18 protein-coding genes and 1 pseudogene are annotated in these 20,934 nt (G+C 72.0%); 6 read left to right on the forward strand and 13 right to left on the reverse strand.

The features are described from left to right. Positions 1-369 precede the first annotated feature (369 nt). Together ACH4OW_RS28145 and ACH4OW_RS28150 are read right to left on the reverse strand one after the other, a co-directional pair. Positions 370-1,170: an exodeoxyribonuclease III gene (locus ACH4OW_RS28145; protein WP_398030533.1), complete on the reverse strand. Its 801-nt coding sequence runs from the start codon at positions 1,168-1,170 to the stop codon at positions 370-372. A gap of 195 nt (positions 1,171-1,365) precedes the next feature. Beyond that, the gene (locus tag ACH4OW_RS28150) at positions 1,366-1,689 is read right to left on the reverse strand and encodes a hypothetical protein (protein WP_360129324.1); all 324 of its coding nucleotides are present in this window, start codon (positions 1,687-1,689) and stop codon (positions 1,366-1,368) included. 190 nt (positions 1,690-1,879) lie between these two features. On the opposite strand from ACH4OW_RS28150, the gene ACH4OW_RS28155 reads away from it, so the two are divergent. From ACH4OW_RS28155 to ACH4OW_RS28170, 4 genes are all read left to right on the forward strand, one after another. Continuing rightward, positions 1,880-2,398 (forward strand): GNAT family N-acetyltransferase, encoded by a 519-nt coding sequence (locus ACH4OW_RS28155; RefSeq protein ID WP_360129327.1) that lies wholly within the window; start codon positions 1,880-1,882, stop codon positions 2,396-2,398. Between the two features lie 112 nt (positions 2,399-2,510). Then, complete coding sequence (locus ACH4OW_RS28160; RefSeq protein WP_398030534.1) at positions 2,511-3,512, forward strand: ABC transporter ATP-binding protein; 1,002 nt, start codon at positions 2,511-2,513, stop codon at positions 3,510-3,512. After that, complete coding sequence (locus tag ACH4OW_RS28165; protein WP_398030535.1) at positions 3,509-4,522, forward strand: ABC transporter permease; 1,014 nt, start codon at positions 3,509-3,511, stop codon at positions 4,520-4,522. Before ACH4OW_RS28160 ends, ACH4OW_RS28165 begins: the two co-directional genes overlap by 4 nt. 64 nt (positions 4,523-4,586) lie before the next feature. Beyond that, on the forward strand, positions 4,587-4,985 hold the full coding sequence (locus ACH4OW_RS28170; protein WP_360129336.1) for a GntR family transcriptional regulator: 399 nt from the start codon (positions 4,587-4,589) through the stop codon (positions 4,983-4,985). A gap of 50 nt (positions 4,986-5,035) precedes the next feature. Here ACH4OW_RS28170 and ACH4OW_RS28175 read toward each other — a convergent pair whose 3' ends face one another. The 9 genes and pseudogenes from ACH4OW_RS28175 to ACH4OW_RS28215 form a co-directional block, all read right to left on the reverse strand. Next, positions 5,036-5,539 (reverse strand): DUF1269 domain-containing protein, encoded by a 504-nt coding sequence (locus tag ACH4OW_RS28175; RefSeq protein WP_360129339.1) that lies wholly within the window; start codon positions 5,537-5,539, stop codon positions 5,036-5,038. A 104-nt stretch (positions 5,540-5,643) separates the two neighbouring features. Beyond that, positions 5,644-6,936, reverse strand: a complete 1,293-nt coding sequence (locus ACH4OW_RS28180; RefSeq protein ID WP_398030536.1) for an ATP-binding protein — start codon at positions 6,934-6,936, stop codon at positions 5,644-5,646. Between the two features lie 6 nt (positions 6,937-6,942). Continuing rightward, the gene (locus ACH4OW_RS28185) at positions 6,943-7,422 is read right to left on the reverse strand and encodes a hypothetical protein (protein ID WP_398030537.1); all 480 of its coding nucleotides are present in this window, start codon (positions 7,420-7,422) and stop codon (positions 6,943-6,945) included. 263 nt (positions 7,423-7,685) lie between these two features. Continuing rightward, entirely contained in the window at positions 7,686-10,760 is a 3,075-nt protein-coding gene (locus ACH4OW_RS28190; RefSeq protein ID WP_398030538.1) for an alpha-mannosidase, read from the reverse strand. Between the two features lie 132 nt (positions 10,761-10,892). Continuing rightward, a pseudogene (locus ACH4OW_RS28195) lies at positions 10,893-11,042 on the reverse strand (hypothetical protein); the annotation flags it as partial. Between the two features lie 157 nt (positions 11,043-11,199). Beyond that, a complete protein-coding gene (locus tag ACH4OW_RS28200) occupies positions 11,200-12,480 on the reverse strand; it encodes a glycosyl hydrolase (protein ID WP_398030539.1) in 1,281 nt (426 codons plus the stop codon). Positions 12,481-12,497: 17 nt separating this feature from the next. Next, the gene (locus tag ACH4OW_RS28205) at positions 12,498-13,256 is read right to left on the reverse strand and encodes a carbohydrate ABC transporter permease (protein ID WP_398030540.1); all 759 of its coding nucleotides are present in this window, start codon (positions 13,254-13,256) and stop codon (positions 12,498-12,500) included. A 152-nt stretch (positions 13,257-13,408) separates the two neighbouring features. Then, the gene (locus tag ACH4OW_RS28210; protein WP_398030629.1) at positions 13,409-14,284 is read right to left on the reverse strand and encodes a carbohydrate ABC transporter permease; all 876 of its coding nucleotides are present in this window, start codon (positions 14,282-14,284) and stop codon (positions 13,409-13,411) included. A 612-nt stretch (positions 14,285-14,896) separates the two neighbouring features. Beyond that, positions 14,897-16,309, reverse strand: coding sequence for an ABC transporter substrate-binding protein (locus tag ACH4OW_RS28215; protein ID WP_398030541.1), 1,413 nt, complete (start codon positions 16,307-16,309; stop codon positions 14,897-14,899). 584 nt (positions 16,310-16,893) lie between these two features. On the opposite strand from ACH4OW_RS28215, the gene ACH4OW_RS28220 reads away from it, so the two are divergent. Together ACH4OW_RS28220 and ACH4OW_RS28225 are read left to right on the forward strand one after the other, a co-directional pair. Continuing rightward, on the forward strand, positions 16,894-18,126 hold the full coding sequence (locus ACH4OW_RS28220; protein WP_398030630.1) for a substrate-binding domain-containing protein: 1,233 nt from the start codon (positions 16,894-16,896) through the stop codon (positions 18,124-18,126). Positions 18,127-18,388: 262 nt separating this feature from the next. Further along, entirely contained in the window at positions 18,389-18,931 is a 543-nt protein-coding gene (locus ACH4OW_RS28225) for a M23 family metallopeptidase (protein WP_398030542.1), read from the forward strand. Positions 18,932-18,999: 68 nt separating this feature from the next. Here ACH4OW_RS28225 and ACH4OW_RS28230 read toward each other — a convergent pair whose 3' ends face one another. Together ACH4OW_RS28230 and ACH4OW_RS28235 are read right to left on the reverse strand one after the other, a co-directional pair. Next, positions 19,000-19,803 carry a hypothetical protein gene (locus tag ACH4OW_RS28230; RefSeq protein ID WP_398030543.1) on the reverse strand — a complete coding sequence of 268 codons (804 nt, stop codon included), beginning with the start codon at positions 19,801-19,803 and terminating at the stop codon, positions 19,000-19,002. Between the two features lie 155 nt (positions 19,804-19,958). Then, positions 19,959-20,846 carry a barstar family protein gene (locus ACH4OW_RS28235; protein ID WP_360129369.1) on the reverse strand — a complete coding sequence of 296 codons (888 nt, stop codon included), beginning with the start codon at positions 20,844-20,846 and terminating at the stop codon, positions 19,959-19,961. Positions 20,847-20,934: the final 88 nt, after the last annotated feature.

The following is a 20,934-nucleotide window of genomic DNA, read 5'->3' on the forward strand; positions in this document are numbered from 1 at the left end:
GAGGAGGCTCCACGCGTCCAGCCGTTCGGAGCCTTCGGGGCACTGGTCGTCGGCCTCTGGGCGGAACCAGAGGTCGCCGAGCCGGAGGGGGTCGGTGGCGGTGCCGGGGTCGGCGCCCGTGTTCGTGGCCGTGAAGGCTTGTACGGCTTCCAGGAGGGGGCCGGTCGGGGCGCAGCCGAGGAGTTCGTACGACCGGCGGGGTGGGTCGGCGTACAGGCCGGCGACGTCGGCGCAGACTCCCCACGTGCTGTCGTCGTCGGTGTTGACCAGCGCGTATGCCGGTACGTCGGTGCGGTGGAGGCCGGGCGGCCAGTGGTGCTTCAGGGGTGTTGCTCCTGCGGTGGGCGCCCGGCCCCGGTGGCGCGGGCGTCAGCCTTGATCGTAGACAACCGTGACCGGCGCGTGGTCGGACCAGCGGGCGTCGTGGGTGGCGGCGCGTTCGACGAAGCCCTTGACGGCGCGAGCGGCGAGGCCGGGGGTGGAGACGTGGTAGTCGATGCGCCAGCCCGCGTCGTTGTCGAAGGCGCGGCCGCGGTAGGACCACCAGGAGTACGGGCCCTCGGTGTCCGGGTGCAGGCCGCGGACGACGTCGGCGTAGCCCGCCTCGTCGAAGACGCGGGTCAGCCAGGCGCGCTCCTCGGGCAGGAAGCCGGCCTTCTTCCCGTTGGCCTTCCAGTTCTTGAGGTCGGCTTCCTGGTGGGCGATGTTCCAGTCGCCGCACACCAGGACCTCGCGGCCGGAGGCGGCGGCGCGCTCGCGCAGGGCGGCGAGGTACGGGAGGAACTCGGCCATGAAGCGTTCCTTCTCGTCCTGCCGGTCGGTGCCCACTTCGCCGGAGGGCAGGTAGAGGCTGGCCACCGTCACGCCGGGCAGGTCGATCTCGGCGTACCGGCCGCTGGTGTCGAATTCGGCGGAGCCGAAGCCCACCTGTACGCGCTCGGGCTCGCGGCGCGTGTAGAGGGAGACGCCGGCCCGGCCCTTGGCGGCGGCGGGGGCGTGCACCGTGTGCCAGCCCTCGGGCTCGCGGGCCTCGGCGGGGAGCTGGCCGGGCTCGGCGCGTACTTCCTGGAGGCAGAGGACGTCGGCGTCCGTCTCCGCCAGCCACGGCAGGAAGCCCTTCTTGGCCGCGGCGCGCAGGCCGTTGACGTTGACGGTTGTCACAGTTAGCACTACTTGCTCCCTCATCGCGCTGGCGGCAGCGCAGCCTACGCGATGACGGCGGGCGGGGACGATTCGGCCTTATGGCCGCCCGGGCGGCACCCAAGCACGGAGGTGGGTGGGTACGGACGGTTCCGGGATCACGCGGGATCACGCGCGGAGGTGCCCGGCGCGGTGGGCGCCGGGCACCTCGGTGGTCCGGTCCGGTCAGTGGCAGATCGAGGAGGCCGGGGTCGCGTACAGGTCGCGGTAGCAGGTCGGCAGCCGGTCGGTGCCGACCTTGTTCACGGCGGTGATCACGTACCTGCCGTCGCGGTCGCCGAGCAGCTGGTACGGCTTGTGGCCCCACCCGATGGTGCCGGGGTAGTCCTGCTCACCGCGGGCGTCGCCGTTGACGCCGTCGTTCGGCTGGCTGCCGAAGCTGACCGGCGGCGGGTCCGCGGGGGCCGCCGCCGCGGCGGCCCCGGTCATACCGGTTGCGGACAGGGAGAGTACGGCGGCGGCGGTGGCCAGCACGGGACGCAGACGCATGTCTTGCTCCTTCGGTTCGGCGTCAGTGGCGCAGCAGCCGTTCCCCGCTCCCGGGGGCACGCTGCCCGTTCCGGCTCCGACACACCCCCATCGGGTGCTTTGGCTCCGCCAGTCGGTCGCTGCCGGTACCGCTTTCGTCTCTCACCTGGCACTCTCGCCCCTGCGCCCGGACGTCCGTACGATTCGGCGGATGGAGATCCGTGCCGTTCCCTACGATCACGCCGACGCCGTCGCCCTCGACCGGCTGGTGCAGCTCGAGTACGCGCAGCGGTACGGCGACGGTGACGTCACGCCCCTCGACCCGGCGATGTTCCGGCCGCCGCACGGCGTGTACCTGCTCGCCTACGAGGACGGGCGCCCGCTGGCGACCGGCGGCTGGCGGTCGCAGGACGCGAACCCCGAGGGGTACGCGGACGGGGACGCCGAGATCAAGCGGATGTTCGTGGTCGCGGAGGCCCGCGGGCGGGGGCTGGCGCGGCGGATTCTCGCGGCGCTGGAGGCGGACGCGCGCGCCGCCGGGCGTACCCGGATGGTGCTGGAGACGGGCATCAAGCAGCCGGAGGCGCTGGCGCTGTACGCGTCCTGCGGCTACCGGCCGGCGCCGAAGTTCGGGCTGTACCGGACGTACGAGGAGAGCCGCTGCATGGCGAAGTCGCTGGTGGGGGGCGAGGAGCTGCCGCGCGGCGAGCGTGCGGGGGCGCGCGGCTGAGCCGACCGCCGAGCCGACCGCCGAGTCGGCTGCCTTCAAGAGCGCGTTGACACGGATCACCGCCGCTCTCCATACTCATTCCACTAATGAACTAGTGAAAGGGGGGATTCGGGTGGGCGACCCGACACCCTGGGCGGTCGAGGCACACGGCCTGGGGAAGAAGTACCGCCGCGGCTGGGCTCTACGGGACTGTTCCTTCCGTCTCCCGGCCGGTCACGTCTGCGCGCTGGTCGGTCCGAACGGCGCGGGCAAGAGCACACTCCTGGGCGTCGCCAGCCGGCTCGTACAGCCCACGGCAGGGACGCTGCGGCTGTTCGGCGTGCCCGTGAGCGATCCGGCCGTACTGGAAAGCGTTGCCTTCCTCGCCCAGGACAAGCCGCTCTACACGCGCTTCACGGTCGCCGAGACCCTGCGCATGGGGCGGGAGCTGAACCCGCGCTGGGACCAGGAGGCGGCCGAGCGGATCGTCCGCGCCGGGCACGTCCCCTTCGACGCCCGGATCGGCAGCCTCTCCGGCGGCCAGCGCACCCGGATCGCCCTCGCCCTCGCGTTCGGCAAGCGGCCGCGGCTGCTCCTGCTGGACGAGCCGATGTCCGACCTGGACCCGCTCGCCCGGCACGAGCTGTCGGGGCTGCTGCTGGCGGAGGCCGCCGAGCACGGCACGACCGTACTGATGTCCTCGCACCTGCTCTCCGAGATGGCGGACATGTGCGACTACCTGCTGGTGCTCACGGCAGGGCGGCTGCGGATGGCCGGGCAGACCGAGGAGCTGGTGCCGGGCCATCTGCTGGTGTCGGGGCTGGCGGAGCAGGGCGGTGCGGCGGCCGGTGCGGGGGCCGGGGGCGCCGGTACGGAGGCCGGGGGCGCCGGTGTGGTGCCCGCCGGGCTCGCCGAGCACCACACCGTCGTCGAGTCCCGCGTCACCGGGCGGCAGTTCACCGCCCTGATCCGACCCGGCGGGCCGCTCCCCGACTCCTGGGAGACGGCCGAACCGAGCATGGAGGAAGTCTTGCTGGCCTATCTGCGTTCCCCGGGAGCACCGCCGCTGATCGCCGAGGAAGCGCGCGTGGACGCGGGCACCGGTACGGGCGGGAAGCAGGGGGCCGCCGCGTGAACACGCTCTCCCGTACCGGCGACCGCAACGGCAACCGTACTGGCGACCGCCCCACCGCCCGCGCCGGTCTGCTGCACGGCACGACCTGGCTGGTCTGGCGCCGCCACCGCGGCACCTTCCTCGTCGGCTTCGCCGTCACCGTCCTGGCCTGCGCCCTCTTCGCCTACCAGCGTCCCGCCGTGATGGACTTCCTCGCCTCGTACACGGAGCGGAGGGCCTCCGTGGCGCGCGGGGACGGCGATCCGCTGATGAAGTTCCAGAACGCCTTCAGCTCCATATTCAGCTGGGACACCTCTCTGCTGCTCTCCGTGCCCATCGCCTTCGGCGTCTTCCTCGGCGCTCCGCTGATCGCCGCCGAACAGGAGCAGGGCACCCTGCGGCTGGCCGCCACCCAGTCGGTCTCCCGCGGCCGCTGGATCGCGGCGAAGCTGGCGGTGCCGCTGACCGTCGTGTTCGTGTGCACCTCGCTGATGTCGGCCGCGTTCACCTGGATGTGGGAGCCGGCGCACGAGCTGGCCGCGTTCGGCGACTGGTTCCACGGCGGCATCCTGGAGACCACGGGTCCCGCCCCGGTCGCGCGGGCCCTGCTCTTCACGGTCGTCGGCATCGCCGTCGGCATGCTGCTGCGCCGCGTCATCGCCTCGATGGCGGTCGCCTTCGTCTTCTGCTACGGGTTCAACATCGTCTGGGAGGCGAAGGTGCTGCCGCTGCTGGCCCCGCTGCGCCGGATCGTTTTCCCGTACGACGCGGAGGGCATGCTGCCCGACGGCGCCGTGAGCATGGACACCTGGCTGGCCACCGCGGACGGCAGGCTCTTCGGCATCGGCACCTGCACCGACGGCGACACCGAGGCGTGCCGGGCGAAGCTGGGCATCGTCAACCGCGCCATCGACTACTACGGCTACGACCAGATGGCAGGCATCCAGTGGCTCGACGCGGGGATTCTGGTGGTGCTGGCCGCCGCGGTGACGGTGTTCATCGTCTGGCGGGCGCGGCGCCGGCCGCTCTGAGAGGCGCTGCTTTGACACCCCGTACGAGTGGGCCGATCATCAAGCCGAAACGGAAGACGGGGAGGTGGTGAACGTGGTCGAGTTCCGCATCGACCGGCGCAGCGGCGTCGCCACCTACCTGCAGATCGTCCAGCAGGTCCGGCAGGCCCTGCGGCTGGGCATCCTCGTGGAGGGCGACCGGCTGCCGACGGCGGCGCAGGTCGCGGCCACGACGAAGGTCAACCCGAACACGACCTTGAAGGCGTACCGGGAGCTGGAGCGCGAGGGCCTGGTGGAACCGCGTCCGGGCCTGGGCACCTTCGTGAGCCGTTCGCTGGCCCGGCCGGAGTCCGCGGCCGACTCGGACGCGCTGCTGCGCGAAGAGCTGCGCTCCTGGATGGAGCGGGCGCGGGCGCAGGGCCTGGCCCGGGAGGACGTGCAGGCGCTGCTGAACGCGGTGCTGGAGGACCGGTTCCCCGCGTGACGAGGAGGGGCGGCCGAGGGCGCGCCCGCACCGCTCAGCCGCTCAGCCGCTCAGCCGCTCTCCGCGATCAGCTCCTCCACGCGCTTGCGCACCTCGGCGGCCGGGTAGCGGACGATCTCCTCGCCGAAGCCCGCCAGCGCCGCGTCGGCAGGCCCCTTGGCCGGTTCCGCGACCTCCGCCACCAGGACGGTGCTGCCCGGCGGCACCTCGGCGGCCAGCATGTCCACGGCCGCGTTGTCCGCGCTGGCCCGGCGCGCGTCGTGCGCGCCGCCCAGCAGCCCGCCGGCGCCGAACCCGACCATCGCGCCCAGGGGCCCGCCCAGCAGGCCGACGAGCCCGCCGACCAGGCCGCCGACGGCGAAGCCGCGCGCGGTGCCCGTGTGGTCCTCGCTGTCGGGGAAGGTGACGTCGCCGTCGGCGTCACGGGCGATCACCGTGGCCTCGCGCAGCACGATCCGGTGCTCGGCGTCCTCGTGGCGCAACGCGTCCAAGGCGCGTCGCGCCGCGCCCTCACCGGCGGCGGTGAGGTCCAGAAAGAGCACGTTCTCGTCCATCGCGGTGGCTCCAGTGGTCGGCTGTCCATGGTCAGGTACCTGAACGCCTGCTCCGGGGCGGGCGTTCTCACACCACTCTTGGCGCGACCGGAGCCGTACGCACGTCAGGGACTGTCGGAACGCGGCCGGTCGGAGGCAGCGTCCTCGGTGGACGACCGCAGCGCCCCGCTCAGGTCCAGCGTCGCTTCCGCGCCGCCCCCCGCCGGGTTGGCGAACGTCAGCCGGGCGCCCAGCACCCGCGCCTGCCCGGACGCGATGGTCAGGCCGAGGCCGAGCCCGTGGCCGTCCGAGCCGCCGCCCGTACGGAACCGCTGCGGGCCGTGCGCCAGCAGTGCGTCGGGGAAGCCGGGGCCGCTGTCGCGGACACGCAGCACGCCGCCTTCGATCTCGACGGCCACCGGGGCGGCGCCGTGCCGCAGCGCGTTGCCGACCAGGTTGACCAGGACGCGTTCGACCCGCCGCGGGTCGGTCTCCACCAGCCCGTCCGAGACGACCCGCACCTCGACCGACCCCGCGTCCGGCACCGCCCCCGGCCCCACGCCCGGCGCCGCGCCCGCGCTCATCGCCGCCACCGTCCGCCGTGCCAGCTCGCCCAGCGACCGCAGCTCCGTGTCGGCCTCCTCGGTACGCGCGTCCAGCCGCGCCACCTCAAGGACGTCCTCCATCAGGCCCCGTACGCGCTGCGCCCGGTCCTGCACCAGCTCGGTGGGGCGCGAGGGCGGCAGCAGCCCGGCGGCGGCGACCAGCCCGGCGACGGGGGTGCGCAGTTCGTGGGCGATGTTCGCGGTCACGTCGCGCTCGGCCTGGAGGCGGGCGGCCAGCGCGTCGGCCATGGTGTTCACCGCGGTGGCGAGCTGGGCGATCTCGTCCTTGCCGCCGCGCGGCAGCCGGGCGGTCAGGTCGCCCTCGGCGATCCGCTGCGCGGTGCCCGCCGAGGTGGTCAGCCGCCGGCCGAGCCGGTGGGCGACCAGCAGGCCGACGACGCAGCCGAGGCCGGTGCCCGCGACGCCGGACACCCACAGGACGCGGTCCAGGCTGCGCAGGACCTCCCGTTCCCGTACGTACGGGCGCTTGAGCGCGATGATCTCGCCGTTCAGCTTGCTCGCGGCCCACAGGTGCGGGGCGGGGCCGCCGGGCTCCAGGTAGACGCCGCGTTCGCCGTGCTCGACGGCCTTCTTCAACGGGCCCGGCAGGTCCGGCGGGTCGACGATCGCCCGGCCGGTGTCCACGCCCGCCGCCCGGTCCTGCACCAGGCTCTGCAGCCGCCCGTCGATCGACTCGGCCGCCAGGTCGAACTGTGCGTCCACGGTCCGGTTGTGCACGAGCACGCCGATGAGCACCGCGACCACGGCGGCCGTGGCGGCGATCGCTATGCCGATCTTCGCGCGCAGTCCCATGGCGTACTAGAACTCCGGGGTGTGCAGGCTGACCCTGCCCAGCTCGGCGGCCTTGTCCGGCGGCAGCCGGTCGGAGACGAGCGTGGCCCGCGAGTAGAACGCGCCCTGTTCCCGCTGGTCCCGCCGCTCCGGCTTGAGCAGGCCGCTGAGCGTGACCTTGACCGCGTACGGCTGCTCCTCGCACTCGGGCTCGCACCAGACGCCGCTGAGCCCGCCGGTGGCCTGGGCGGTCGCGTCCCCCCAGGACACCCAGCGCAGGCCGGTCAGGCTCACGGAGTCGTTGAGGACGAAGGAGGCCGGGCGCTGCAGCGGGCGGCGCGCCGCGTCGGAGACGTACACGGGGTCGGTGACCTCGGCAGGGCCGGACGGCGGCGAGGGGGACACGGCGGGGCCCGCCACCCGCAGGCCGTGCGGGTCGGCGCAGCCGGACAGCAGCAGCGCGGCGGAGAGCGCGGCGGCGCCGGCTATCGCGGGGAGTGAGCGCACGGGTACCTCAGTCGACTGGCATGGGCATTTACGACAAGTATCCGTCTCCGCCCAGATTGCCCCCACGCTAAGCAGCCCGTTTCACGGCGGCCACACGGCCGTGTAACAGCAACCCATCGTTGGCCGTCCCCGGGCCCCTGTCCACGGTGCCCGGTACGGCATCGGCCACGCGCCCGCCGGGCCACACCCGCCACCGGGGCCCCGCTTGCCCCCGGGGGGGACGGTGAGGTCGGGCGGGGCCGGTCGGGGCCCCGCCCGGCCCGTCAGCTCTCCGTCCCCCGCGACAGCCGCAACGTCACGATCTGGAACGGCCGCAGCGTCAGCTCGACCCGCCCGTCGCGCACCGCGCCGACCGCCGGCCCCGCCACGTCCTCCCTCTCCCGCTCCAGCAGGTCCGTCTCCACCGCGCCCACCACCGGGAACCCGGCCGTCAGGGTCGCCGACGCGCGCCCGCCACCCGACTCGTACAGCCGGACCACGACGTCACCGCCGCGGTCCTCGGCCAGCTTGACCGCCTCGACCACCACCGCGTCGTTGTCGACACCAACCAGCGGAGCGACCGGGCCGCCGCCGCGCACCGCGCGTTCCGGCAGGTTGATGCGGTGGCCTTCGCGCACCGCGTCCCCGATGCCGGCGCCGGGGGCCAGCGCGTACCGCAGCCGGTGGTGCCCCTGGTCGGTCTCCGGGTCCGGGTAGCGGGGCGCCCGCAGCAGGGACAGCCGTACGGTCGTGGTCTGGCCGCCGTCCGGGCGGATGTCGCGGGTCACGTCGTGCCCGTACGTGGAGTCGTTGACCAGTGCCGCGCCCCAGCCCGGCTCCTCGACGTGGATCCAGCGGTGCGCGCAGATCTCGAACTTGGCGGCCTCCCAGGACGTGTTGGTGTGGGTGGCGCGGAACACGTGCCCGAACTGGGTTTCGGACGCGGACCGGTCGGCCTTCACGTCCAGCGGGAAGGCCGCCTTGAGGAACGTCTCGGTCTCCCGCCAGTCCACCTCCGTCTCGACGTCCAGGACCTTGGCGCCGGCCCGCAGCGTCAGCGTCTGCTCGACGGTGGAGCCCTGCCCGAAGGACCGGGCGACCCTGATGCGCACGCGTTCCGGGCCCGGGTCGACGACCGTCAGCGCGTCCACGGCCACCAGATCGGTGACGTTGTGGCGGTAGAACTCGTCCACGTCCCAGGCGTCCCACATGTTGGGGAAGTCGGGGTGGATCTGGAGCAGGTTGGCGGCCGCGCCCGGCGCCACGGCCTCCCGTTCGGCCTCGATGTCATATGCCGACACGACCAGCCCGCGGGCGTCCACGTCGACGCGCAGCCGTTCGTTGGCGAGGCGGTAGCCGCCGGTGGCCCGGCCGTCCACGGTCAGCGGCTCGACGGTCACCGGGCGTACGGCGACGGGTGCGCCGCCCCGGCCGGGCGCCGGCTCCGCGCCGCCCGCCGGGACGCCGCCGCGCGCGTGCGGCGCCGCGTTGAAGACGATCTCGCGGTCCCCCGGCCCGGCCAGCGCGGTCTGCGCGGCGGCCACGATCGCGGACAGCTCCTCGCGTACCCGCGCGTACGTCTCGCGGGCCTCCCGGTGCACCCAGGCGATCGACGAGCCGGGCAGGATGTCGTGGAACTGGTGCAGCAGCACCGTCTTCCAGATCCGCTCCAGGTCGTCGTACGGATAGGCGTAGCCGGGGACCCGCACGGCGGCGGTGGCGGCCCACAGTTCGGCCTCGCGCAGCAGCGACTCGCTGTGCCGGTTGCCCTGCTTGGTCTTGGCCTGCGAGGTGTACGTGCCGCGGTGCAGCTCCAGGTACAGCTCGCCCGCCCACACCGGCGCGTCCGGGTACTCGGCGTGCGCCTTCTCGAAGAACGCGTCGGGCCGCTCGATCTCGACCCGCGGCGAACCCTCCAGGTCCCGCAGCCGGGCGGCGCGGGCCAGCATCTCGCGGGTGGCGCCACCGCCCCCGTCGCCCCACCCGAAAGGCGCCAGCGACCGCGAACCGCGCCCCTTCTCGCGGTAGTTGCGCGCGGCGTGCGCCATCTCCTTGCCGCCAAGGTCGGAGTTGTACGTGTCGACCGGCGGGAAGTGGGTGAAGACGCGCGTACCGTCGATGCCCTCCCACCAGAAGGTGTGGTGCGGGAACTTGTTGACCTGGCTCCAGGAGATCTTCTGCGTCAGGAACCAGGTCGAGCCCGACAGCTTCACGAGCTGCGGCATGGCCGCCGTGTAGCCGAAGGAGTCCGGCAGCCACACCTCCTTGGTCTCGATCCCGAACTCGTCGAGGAAGAACTTCTTCCCGTACAGGAACTGCCGGGCCATCGCCTCGCCGCCGACCATGTTGGTGTCCGACTCCACCCACATGCCGCCGACCGGCACGAACTGCCCCGCCTCGATCTTCGCCCGCACCCTCGCGAACACCTCGGGCCGGTGCTCCTTGATCCACGCGAGCTGCTGCGCCTGCGACATCGCGAAGACGAACCCGGGGTGCTCGTCCATCAGGTTGACCATGTTGGAGGACGTGCGGGCCACCTTGCGGACCGTCTCGCGCAGCGGCCACAGCCAGGCGGAGTCGATGTGCGCGTGGCCGACCGCGCTGATGCGGTGGGCGGAGGCGTGCGCCGGGGACGCCAGCACGTCCGCGAGCTGCGCGCGGGCCCGCGCGGCCGTGCCGGGGATGTCCTTGAGGTCGACGGCGTCCAGGGCCCGTTCGACGGCGCGCAGGATGCCGTGGCGCCGCGCGTCGGCCGCGTCCAGCTCCAGCATCAGCCCGTTGAGGACCTCCAGGTCCTGCACCAGCTCCCACACCTCGGTCTCGAAGACGGCCAGGTCCATCCGCCGCAGCCGGTACAGCGGCGCGTGGCCCGCGGTGAGCCTGTCGCCCTCGTAGCTGGGGCGCTGGTCCACCAGCACCGGGTTGGAGGCCGCCTCGACGTACAGTTCGACCGCCTCGCCGCCCACGGCGGGCGACGCGACGCGCACCCAGTCGTTGCGGGGGTTGAGGCCCTTCACCGCCTCGCCGTCCGCGCGGTAGACCAGGCCCTCGCACTGGAAGCCGGGCATGTTCGCCTCGAAACCGAGGTCCAGTACGGCTTCGACGGTACGTCCCGCCCACTCCGCCGGGACCTGCCCGGTCACCCGGAACCAGGTGGTGCCCCAGGCGGGCCCCCACTCCTGCCCGGTCTTCGCCGGTTCGTAGGGTGCGGCCAGCCCCTCGGCCGGCGGCACCGGCTCGCCCGGCGCCTCCCACCGCTCGACCGTCAGCGGCACGGACCGGTTGCGGACGGCGGGCACGATGCGGTCTTTCAGGACACGGCGTAGGCGGTGTTCGACAATGCTGCGGTCGTCGTGCATGAAGGCGCTCCGATGGGTGCGTCGCGGATACGGGTACGGGTACGGGGTGAGCTGGTACGGGTACGGGGTGAGTGAGTGCGGGTACAGGGCACGTGCGGGTCCTGCGGGTCTCTTGCCCTTCGGGCGCGTCACCTACCAGGTGAATACGGCCGTGGTGGCTGCCGACACGGTGTACAGCTCGCCGACCACGCGCACTTCCAGGCGGGTGCCCGGCTCGCCGGACGTACGGCGCAAGGCCGGCAGGTAGTAGGCGGTTCCGCAGGTCCCGCCGAGGAAGCGCCGCTTCCTGTCCGGGACGACCGGCCTCCCCGGTCCGCCCGCCGCCTGCCCCCGCTACCTGACTCCACTGCTTGGCTCCCTCCGCTGCCTGCCCCCGCTACCTGGCTCCGCTGCTTGGCTCCGTTGGCTGCCCCCTTCCGTCCCCACTCCCGTCCCCGCCTCACTTCACGTCCGAAGGCCACACCACCTCCGTGATCCCCCGGCGCTCCAGATAGGCCGCGTCCCGGGCCCGGGACGCCAGCACGGCGGCCGCACGTACGCCCTGGCGGGCCAGCCGTACCCACGCCTCGAAGAAGGAGCCGCCCGGCGCGCACACCGAACGGTGCGGCGCCGCACTCTCCTCCCCCGCGTCCAGGACGAGCGCGGTGCTCCGACGCACCGGCCGCGGCGGCTCGGTGCGCAACCGGGCCGCCGCCTCGGCCACCACCCGCCCGGCCGGCTTGACCTCGCGGTCCGAGGTGAGCAGCCCGAGCCCGTACTCCAGCTCGGGGAAGTCCGCCAGCTCCCGCGACACGTCGTGCGAACACCACCAGGTGATGCCGGAAAGCCCCTCGCAGGTCAGGGCGTTTTCGATGGTGGCGGTGGCGAACCCGGCGGCGTGCTCCGGCGGTACGAGCGGGGCGGGCGCGCCGACCTCCTGGAGCCACACCGGGCGCGCCGGGTCGTCCGCCCACGCCCCGGCCACCTGGATCAGGTACTCGGCCAGCCGCACCGTCGCCGTCCCGTCGTGGCCGTGCCGCTGGGCCGTGCCGTTGAAGACCCAGGAGTGGACGGTGGTGGCCCGGCCGAGCCGCGCGGCCTGCGCGGGCGTGAAGGGGTGGCCGTCCTGGAACCACACCGCGTCGTACTCGGCATGGGTGTGCAGCCGCCCCGGCGCGGCCCGCTCGCACACCTCCAGCAGCCGCGCCAGCCACTGCCCGGCCTCCTCGTGCGTGCACGGGTCGGGGTCCGGGTGCGGCGGCCCCGAGAACTGGTTGACCTCGTTTCCCAGCGTCATACCCAGGAAGTTGGGACGCCCGGCGAGGGCGGACGCGAGGGTCTCCAGATAGCGGGCCGCGCCCTCGAACGCCTCCGGGTCGGTGAACAGGTTCCGCCGGTGCCAGGTGCGCAGCCAGGACGGTACGAAGTCGAAACTGGACAGGTGGCCCTGGAGGGCGTCCACGGCGACGTCCAGGCCGCGTTGCGCGGCGGCGTCCACGAGCTGACCGAGCTGTTCGACGGCGCGGGGGCGTACGAGGGACCGGTTGGGCTGGAAGACCGGCCAGAGGGCGAAGACGCGCAGGTGGTCCAGGCCGAGTGCCGCGAGCGAGTCCAGGTCGCGGCGTACGTCGTCGAGGTCGAAGTCGAGCCAGTGGTGGAACCAGCCCCGGCTGGGCGTGTAGTTGGCCCCGAGGCGCGGCACCGCACCGGACGGGTCGGCCGGCGGACCTCCGGCAGGCATCGTCACATCGCTTCCCTTCACGTCTTCAACGCCCCTTCGCCCACGCCCCGGAAGAAGAACCTCTGGAGGGCGAAGAAGAGCGCCATCATCGGGAGCAGCGCGGCCATCGCCCCCGCGGCGATGAGCCGCTGGTCGTTGACGGTGGTGGCTCCGGCCAGCGATTTCAGACCGAGTTGCAGCGTGTAGTGATCGCTGTTGGTCAGCACGATCAGCGGCCACAGGAAGTCGTCCCAGGCGCCCATGAAGCTGGTCAGGCAGACCACCGCCAGCGCGCCCTTCGCGGCCGGCACGAACACCTTCGTGAAGCGCTGCCATTCGCCGGCCCCGTCCAGGACCGCGGCCTCCTCCACCTCCTTCGGCACGGCGAGGAACGCGGCGCGCATGATCATCAGGTTGAGCACGGAGACCGCGCCGGGCAGCCAGACCCCGATGAGCGTGTCCACCAGCCCCATCGAGCGGACCGTCAGGAACATCGAGATCATCACGGACTCGAAGGGGAACATCAGCGTCGCGACCAGCACCGTGAAGACCACCCGCCGCCCCGGCCACCCGGCCCGCGACAGCGCGTAGCCGCCCATCGCGGCGAACACGCAGTTGGAGGTGACGGCCAGCGCCGCGACGATCAGCGTGTTGCCGACGTACTGCACCAGGGGGAAGGACTCGGCGACCCGTACGTAGTTGTCCAGGGTGGGCTGACTGGGCAGCACGCCCCCGTAGACGTCCTCGCCGCGCCCTTTCAGCGAGGTCAGGAACTGCCAGACAATGGGCCCCAGCATCACCACGAGCATCAGGCACAACGTCAGGTAGCGGCCGGCCAGCCCGATGGCCGCCTTGCGACTGCGGCCACGGCTGTGGCCTCGACCACGGCTGCGGCCACGACCACTGCTGCGGCCACCGGCTCCCCGTACATCTGGCGAGGTCAGCGCGCTCACCTCTCGTCCCCCTTCGACAACCGGTGTCCCAGCAAGCTGAACACCAGCGTCAGCAGGAACAGCAGGATCGATACGGCGGCCGCGTAACCGGTCTCCCCCGCGAAGCCCAGGCCGACCTGGCGGATCAGGAACGGCAGCGTCCGGGCGCCGCCGCCGGGGCCGCCGCTCTCCCCGCCGAGAATGTAGATCTCGGTGAAGACCCGCAGCGCCGAGATCGCCGACAGCGTTCCGACCAGCAGCATCATCGGCTTCACGCCGGGGATGGTGATGCTGAGGAAACGGCGTACGGCACCCGCGCCGTCCAGCGCGGCCGCCTCGTACAGCGACCCGGGTACGTTCCCCAGCGCCGCGAGATAGAAGACCATGTAGTAGCCCAGGCCCTTCCAGATCGTGACGATCATGGCGGACACCAGCAGCATCGTGGAGTCGGTCAGAAACGGGACCGGTCCGGAAATCAGATGCAGCTTCTCGAACACGGTGTTGACCAGCCCGTCGCTCCGCAGCACCCACTGCCAGATCAGCCCTACGACGACCGCCGACGCGATGACGGGGGTGTAGAAGGCCGAGCGGAAGAAGCCGATCCCGGGAACCTTGCGCTGCACGAGGACCGCGAGGGCCAGCGGCAGCAGCACCAGGCAGGGCACGACAACGGCCAGGTACAGGACGCTGTTGAGCGTCGCGGTCCAGAAGTCGGGGTCGTCCAGCGCCCGGCCGTAGTTCTCCAGGCCGACGAACCGGCCGCCCCTGAGGATCTGCGCGTCGGTGAGGGACAGGATGACGGTGTTGACGAACGGCCACAGGCTGAACAGCACCACCATGACCAGCCCAGGCAACAGAAAGAGGTACGGCGCCCACCAACGGCGATGCACCAGCCCGGTCTCCGCACCGAGTTCCTTGCGACGACGCCGGGCGGCGCGACGGCTGGGGGCGGGGGTGGGTGACTTTTTGGGGGCGGGTGACGTCTTGGAGGCGGGCGATGTCTTGGGGGCGGGTGACGTCTTGGAGGCGGGTGACGTCTTGGAGGCGGGCGATGTCTTGGGGGCGGGTGACATCTTGGAGGCGGGTGACATCTTGGGGGCGGGTGACGTCTTGGGGGCGGGTGACGTCTTGGGGGCGGGTGACGTCTTGGCTGGCGGGGGTGCCGGGGGTGTCGGAGGTCCCGGGGGCGCTGGGGGCGTCGGGGATGCAGGGGGCGCAGGAGCTACCGGGTCTGCTGGGGAGACCGGAGTTGTGGGGGACGTCTGGGTTGCCGGGGGCTTCGGGGCGGCCGGTGGCGTCAGGTCTGCCGGGGACGTCGGGTCTGCTGGAGGCACCTGGGCTGCTGGGGACGTCGGGTCTGCTGGAGGCATCTGGGCCGCTGGAGGCTTCGGGGGTGCAGGGGACGTAGGAGGCACAGGAGCTGTCGGGTCTGCCGGGGCTTGGGGCTCCGCCCGCGACCCGCCCGCCGCGGCACCCCGCACGCGCTCGGTGTCTGCCATCACCGATCACTGTCGCTTCTGCTCGGACTGCTGTTGCGCCTGCTGCTGCGCGAGGATCTTGTTGGCCGCGTCCTGCGCGTTCTTCACCGCCGCCTCGGGAGCCTCTTCCCCCTTGATTCCCTTCTGCATCTCGCGCACCACCGCGTCACCGACCTGAGTGGTCCACTCCACGGGGGTGTTCGCGTCCAGCTGGGCCGATTTCAGCTCCTCGGCGCCGATGTTCCGCGCCAGGGTCTCGGGGTCCTTGCCGTCGCCCCGGTCCGCGAAGTACGGGTCGGCGAGCCCCTTGGCGCTGGACGGGTAGATCGTCACCTGCTTCGAGAACGCGACCTGGTTCGGCCCGTTGGTCACCCACTTGGCGAACTCCGCCGCCGCGTCAGGGTGCTTGGTGTTCTTGCGTATGCCCAGCGACTGCGTGTAGATGCCGATGTGCCCCAGCGTCCCCGTGACGGCCTTGGCCACCTGCGTCTTCGCGTACGCCGAAGGGGAGTTGCGCCGGACGTCCTTGATGACACCGGGCGACCCGGGCCCGAACACCAGCTTTCCCGCCCCGTAGAGCTGCGCGAGGTCGTCGGCCTTGGTGAGCGACTCCTTCGGCATCGCGCCCATCGCGTACAGCTTCTTCATCCGCCGTACCCACTCGACGGCCTTGGGCGTATCGAAGGTGAATCGTTTCTTCTCCCGATCGAGGACCGGCACGCCCATCTTCTGCCAGTCGCCCGGCAACCGCCCCTTCGGATCCGCCATGAACGCGCTGAACCGCCCGCCCGACGCCTTCGCGATCCGCTCCGCGTAGTCGAAGAACTGCTCGACACTCGTCGGCGGCTTGTCCACGTCGAGCCCGGACGCGGCGAAGAGCTCCTTGTTGTACGTGAGGATCTCCGGCGTCACGTACCAGGGATACGCGTAGACGCCGCCCCCCTCGCCCGGCAGCTTGTACTGCTCCCAGGCGCCCGGTACGTATTCCTTCGCGACCTTCGGGTCCAGCTTGGCGACGTCCGCCAGCATGCCCCGGTCGCCGAGCAGTTGAAACGAGTCGGTGTTCAGGTTGACCACGTCCGGCAGCCCGCCGGCCTGCGCGTCCGCGACCAGCTTCTCGTTGTAGCCGTCGCCCGGCACGTCCTCCCAGGTCACCTTCGTGCCCGGGTACTTCTTCTCGAACGCGTCGATGACGCCCTGCACATACGTGGTGAAGGTCGGCTTGAGCTGGAGCGTGCGGAAGGTGATCTCGCCGGAGACCTTCCCGGTCCGCTTCGGCTGCCCTTCGGCGGCCGAGGAACCCTCCACACCGCCGACGCCGCACGCGGCCGTCGTCGACATCAGGGCGGTCGCGAGAGCGGCGGCGAGGGCCGAGGTGAGGGCGGTACGGGGACGGTCGCGACGGACGTTGCGTACGGGAGCCAAGTGCTTGCGCGTCATGGTCACTCCTGCGTCGGGGAAACGCTTGTGCCCGGGAGGCGCGCCCCCGTAAGGAAGCGCTCCCGCGTCGGGAAACCGCGAAAACAGCAAGGAAACAGCAAGGAAGCAGCGAAAAGCCACGCACGGACCGGCACATGTCCGGCCGCGCCGCCGGATAGCGGTGCCAACGTTGTCGTCCGCCCCCACTCCCGTCAATCCACCAGCCCCAACTTTCCCGCCGCCCCCTTCACTTCACTTCCCGGCCCCCTCCCCCCACCCCCCTCCCCGCCTGCACTAATGCGCTAAAGCCAACCCACCCCGCACTCGCCATCTCAATTCCGTAACGAGAGACGGGAGTTCCCCCCTCCCGCCACCTAACGCACAGCGATTGACTTCCCGCACGCGCGCCGTGATCCTGAACCACCTAATGCGTTTTAGCCCGGCCGACTAATGCGGTTTAGCCGCAGGGTCGCCCCACCACGGGCACCCCGCCACGGGAACCGGGCCGACCGGAGGAGCTGACGGACGACATGACCACCGGCACGCCGGCCGCGAACGCCGACGGCTCCCGCCTCCCCACGGCTCCCCCGCGCCGCCGCCCCACCATGAAGGACATCGCCGAACGCGCCGGCGTCTCCCCCTCCGCCGTATCCTTCGCCCTGAACGACCGCGACGGCGTCTCCCCCGCCACCCGCGCCCGCATCCGCGAGGTCGCCGAGGAACTGGGCTGGCAGCCCAACAGCGCCGCTCGCGCCCTGTCCGGCGAACGCTCCGGCTGCGTCGGCCTCGTCCTCGCCCGCCCCGCCCACACCCTCGGCGTCGAGTCCTTCTTCCTCCAACTGGTCTCCGGCATCCAGGAGACCCTCTCCGCCCACCGCACCGCGCTCCTCTTCCAGGTCGTCGAGGACCTGGCGGACGAGTGCGCCACCTACCGCCGCTGGTGGGCCGAACGCCGCGTGGACGGCGTCCTGGTAGTGGACCCCCGCACCCACGACCCCCGCCCCGCCCTCCTGGCCTCCCTCGCCCTGCCCACGGTCATCATCGGCGACACAAGAACGAGCACGACCAGCGAAACGGACCTGGAACCCGCCGAGACAACGGCCACAACCGGCGAAACGCACCTGGAGCCCGCCGAGGCAACAGCCACAACCAACGAGCCGGACCCAAAACCCGCCAAGACCACGGGCACGGCCGACACACCGGGCCCGGAACCCGCCAAGACCACGGGCACAACCGACGAGCCAAGCCGGACCACCGCCGGGGCAACGGCCGCGTCCGTGTCGGCCCCCGCCCCCCTCTCCACCATCTGGGCCGACGACGCCGCCGCGATGCGGTCGATCATCGACCACCTGTACGAACTGGGGCACCGCCACATCGTGCACATCGCCGGCCTGCCCGGCCTCGCCCACACCGACCGCCGCGTCGCGGCCCTGCGCGCCGAGGCCGCCCGCCTCGGCCTGGACCCGGCCGACGTCCGCTCCGTGTCCACGGACTACTCCGACGAACAGGGCGCCGAGGTGACCCGCCGCCTCCTCGCCGCCCCCCGCCCACCCACCGCGATCGTCTACGACAACGACGTGATGGCCGTGGCAGGCGTCGCCGTGGCCGCCGGGCGCGGCGTCCCCGTACCCGCCGCCCTGTCCATCGTGGCCTGGGACGACTCCCCGCTGTGCCGCGTCACCCACCCCCGGCTGACCTCACTCGTACGCGACACCGCCGGCTTCGGCCGCCTGGCCGCCCAGGAACTGCTGTCCCTACTCGACGGCGCGCCCACCCGCCGCCTCCAGGCCGAGCTGCCCCACCTGGAACTCCGCGACAGCACCACCCACGCCCCCTGACCCCGCCCGCCCCGCTCCCCTCCCAAACCCTCGCCCCCTGCCCCGCCCCAGCCGCACCCCGCACCCCTCCCAAAACCTCAGCCCCAGTCCCTCACCCTCCCCCGGGGGCCCCGCCCCGCCCCCCGCCCTCCCTCCCGCCCTCCCCTCCTCCCAATCCCGCCCGCGCCCAAGATCACTCCGTACGGGGAACTACTCCGCCGTTCGGGCGCCCACCACGCCTCCCCGGATGCGCCCGCCCGGCTCAGGGCGTGTCCTCACAACTATGAACTGGCTTCGCAGACGACTCCTGCTGCACGGCATGGTTCCGGCAGCCATCGGCACCGTTCTCAGTCTGACCGTGGCCGAGGCGAACCCGGCCGCGGCAGCCGGCCCCTGGACCCGTCCGATCGCAGCCAATGCCCGCGTCAGCTCGCCCTACGGCGTAAAGGGCCACTGGGCCGCCGGCCACCACACCGGCGTGGACTTCGCGGTCCGTACCGGCACCCCGGTCTCCTCCGTCGGTGTCGGCACCGTTGTCCTGGCCAAGCGCTCGGGCGACTACGGGCTCGCCGTCACCATTCGCATGACCGACGGCTACTACACCCTCTTCGGCCACCTCTCCCGCATCACCGCCTACGTCGGCCAGCGCGTCCGGGCAGGCACCCGTGTCGGCTACAGCGGCGCCACCGGCCGCACCACCGGCCCCCACCTCCACTTCGAGGTCCGCACGTCCCGCCGGTACGGCTCCGACATCAACCCCCTCACCTATCTCGCCCGCCGTGGCATCCGCATCACCCACCGAGCCGCCACCTACCAAGGCGACTAGACCTACTGGGCCTACTGGACCTACGGGGGTTACTGGACCTGCTGGGCCTACCAGGTGTAGTAGACCTGCTAGCTCCCCCCGCCATCCCGCGCCGGAAGCTCCTCCACCTCCGCCCGGTCGTACCGCCCCAGGCGCCCCGGCACCAGCCCGTTCCGCTCGGCCGTGACCTCGAACCTCCCGGCCGGCCACCCCAGCAACGCCGCGGCCTCCTTGGCCGTCACGCTCTGCTCGGTCCACCGCTGCCGCTCCCCCACCACGGCGGCGACCTGCGCCTCGGTGAGAGCGTCCAGGCTCTCCAGCCCGAACATCGGATATCCGCGGAACTCGCCCACCGGCCGGAGAAGCCCCTGCTCGGCCAGGACCCGCACGTCCTCCCGTTCGACTTCGAGCCCCGTACGCCCGGCCAGATGCTTCGCCGCGTCGATCGACCCCAGCCCGGGATGCTCGCCGAGCGCTTCCCGTATCCCCTCCACCCGGCCGCGCAGCTCCTCCACGACCTCCCTGGACCAGCGCTTGTCGTCCACATCCGGCGGCGGGATCATCCCCTGCTGCCCGGCCCGGCCGACCTGCCACCGCTGGAGTCCCAGCTCACCCGCCAGCTGATGCGGCCCGAACGTCTCCCCCTTGACCGGCGGCTTGCGACGCCCCGCCTTCCCGACGTCCTGCCCCAGCACATAGTTCTCGTCGCCCACCACCGACAGGATCTCCTCGACCCGGTCGGGCAGCGTCTTGGCCACCCCCTCCGACCACCGCTCGTCCCCCACGTCCGGGGGCGGAATCAGCCCCCGCGTCTCGGCACGCCGTACATGCCGCGGCTCGATCCCCAGCCACTCGGCCAGCTGATGCGGCCCGAACGCCCGTTCCTTGGCCATGTGCCCTCCCGTTGCCACCGCCATCGGATACCCGGTCAGGTACCCCAGACGAAGCCCACCGACCTCATACCGATCAACTCTAGAGCCCGGGACCGACATGCAACTCCCCTGTGGATAACTCTGATTCGATCTTCGGCCGGTAGGGCGTCGCCTGCTCATCCGCGGCGGTCGTCGAATGCTTCGTCGGTGTTCCAGAGGACGGACTTGGCCCCGACGGGCTCGAACTGGATCTGCGGGTCGTTGCTCTGGACCAGGCAGATCAGGCGGCGGCCGAGTACGGAGGCTCGGCGTGCCTGGCCGGCGATGATGTCCAGGACAATCTGCGCCGCCCTGGGGCAGCTTGCGGCGAACCGGTCGTAGTCGGTGAAGGCGAGTACCAGTCCGGCGCCTTCGGGAGCGTCGTCATCCTCGTCGTAGCCGCCGTAGCAGGCCACGTCGCCGAGGCAGTCGTTGAAGGCGTCCAGGTTGTGCCCGTAGTAGCCGGGAAAGTCCAGGGCCTCGGCGACGGCCCGGTGCATGTCCCGGTCCGTGCTCCACTCGCCGGCCTTCAGGTGGATCACACGGAAGCCTCGTTCTTCGAGACGCAGCGTCGCCTCCGTGAAGAGGCGCTTGCGCCAGAAGAGGGTGACGAACGCGTTGATCATGTACTCGATGCCGGGCCGGCCCGTCCGGACGGCCGGCTCCGAACTCGGTGCCGTCTCACCGCGATACGCGTCCAGGAGCCGGAAGAACTCCTCGACCGGAGTGGAGCCCTCCGGAGTGTTGCGTTCGATGTCGTGCGCCCAGCCGCACGGGCTGTTGCCGTCGAAGCGCTCGCCGAGCCACTGGCTGAACGCTCCTCCGTCCCAGAAGTCGCACGGCTCCTGGACGGAGTGCACACTGAGGGCCACCTGGTAGCCGACGAGTATGGCCTGCAAATGGTGAAGCGACCCGCCGGGGAGCCACATACCCGGCCGGAGGCGGATCTGCTCCAGGAAGTCGTACACGTCCGTGCAGTCCTGCCAGTGCTTGGCGGCAGTCTGCGGTATGTCCTCGGTCGGCATGCGACGAGCCTACGGGGGACGCCATCCGGGAAAGCAGAGATCCCGCCCGGTCAATGGGTCGTACGGGATCCCGCGCCCGTATTGACCG

The organism is Streptomyces sp. NPDC017056, from assembly GCF_044332485.1.
In the GTDB taxonomy this organism is placed as follows: Bacteria; Actinomycetota; Actinomycetes; order Streptomycetales; family Streptomycetaceae; genus Streptomyces.

Coding starts and splice junctions, on each gene's coding strand:
- ACH4OW_RS28200 (WP_398030539.1), bottom strand. CDS start 12,480: ATGCCTGCCGGAGGTCCGCCGGCCGACCCGTCCGGTGCGGTGCCGCGC.
- ACH4OW_RS28175 (WP_360129339.1), bottom strand. CDS start 5,539: ATGGACGAGAACGTGCTCTTTCTGGACCTCACCGCCGCCGGTGAGGGC.
- ACH4OW_RS28220 (WP_398030630.1), top strand. CDS start 16,894: ATGAAGGACATCGCCGAACGCGCCGGCGTCTCCCCCTCCGCCGTATCC.
- ACH4OW_RS28225 (WP_398030542.1), top strand. CDS start 18,389: ATGAACTGGCTTCGCAGACGACTCCTGCTGCACGGCATGGTTCCGGCA.
- ACH4OW_RS28230 (WP_398030543.1), bottom strand. CDS start 19,803: ATGGCCAAGGAACGGGCGTTCGGGCCGCATCAGCTGGCCGAGTGGCTG.
- ACH4OW_RS28205 (WP_398030540.1), bottom strand. CDS start 13,256: ATGCTGGGGCCCATTGTCTGGCAGTTCCTGACCTCGCTGAAAGGGCGC.
- ACH4OW_RS28150 (WP_360129324.1), bottom strand. CDS start 1,689: ATGCGTCTGCGTCCCGTGCTGGCCACCGCCGCCGCCGTACTCTCCCTG.
- ACH4OW_RS28215 (WP_398030541.1), bottom strand. CDS start 16,309: ATGACGCGCAAGCACTTGGCTCCCGTACGCAACGTCCGTCGCGACCGT.
- ACH4OW_RS28190 (WP_398030538.1), bottom strand. CDS start 10,760: ATGCACGACGACCGCAGCATTGTCGAACACCGCCTACGCCGTGTCCTG.
- ACH4OW_RS28235 (WP_360129369.1), bottom strand. CDS start 20,846: ATGCCGACCGAGGACATACCGCAGACTGCCGCCAAGCACTGGCAGGAC.
- ACH4OW_RS28180 (WP_398030536.1), bottom strand. CDS start 6,936: ATGGGACTGCGCGCGAAGATCGGCATAGCGATCGCCGCCACGGCCGCC.
- ACH4OW_RS28155 (WP_360129327.1), top strand. CDS start 1,880: ATGGAGATCCGTGCCGTTCCCTACGATCACGCCGACGCCGTCGCCCTC.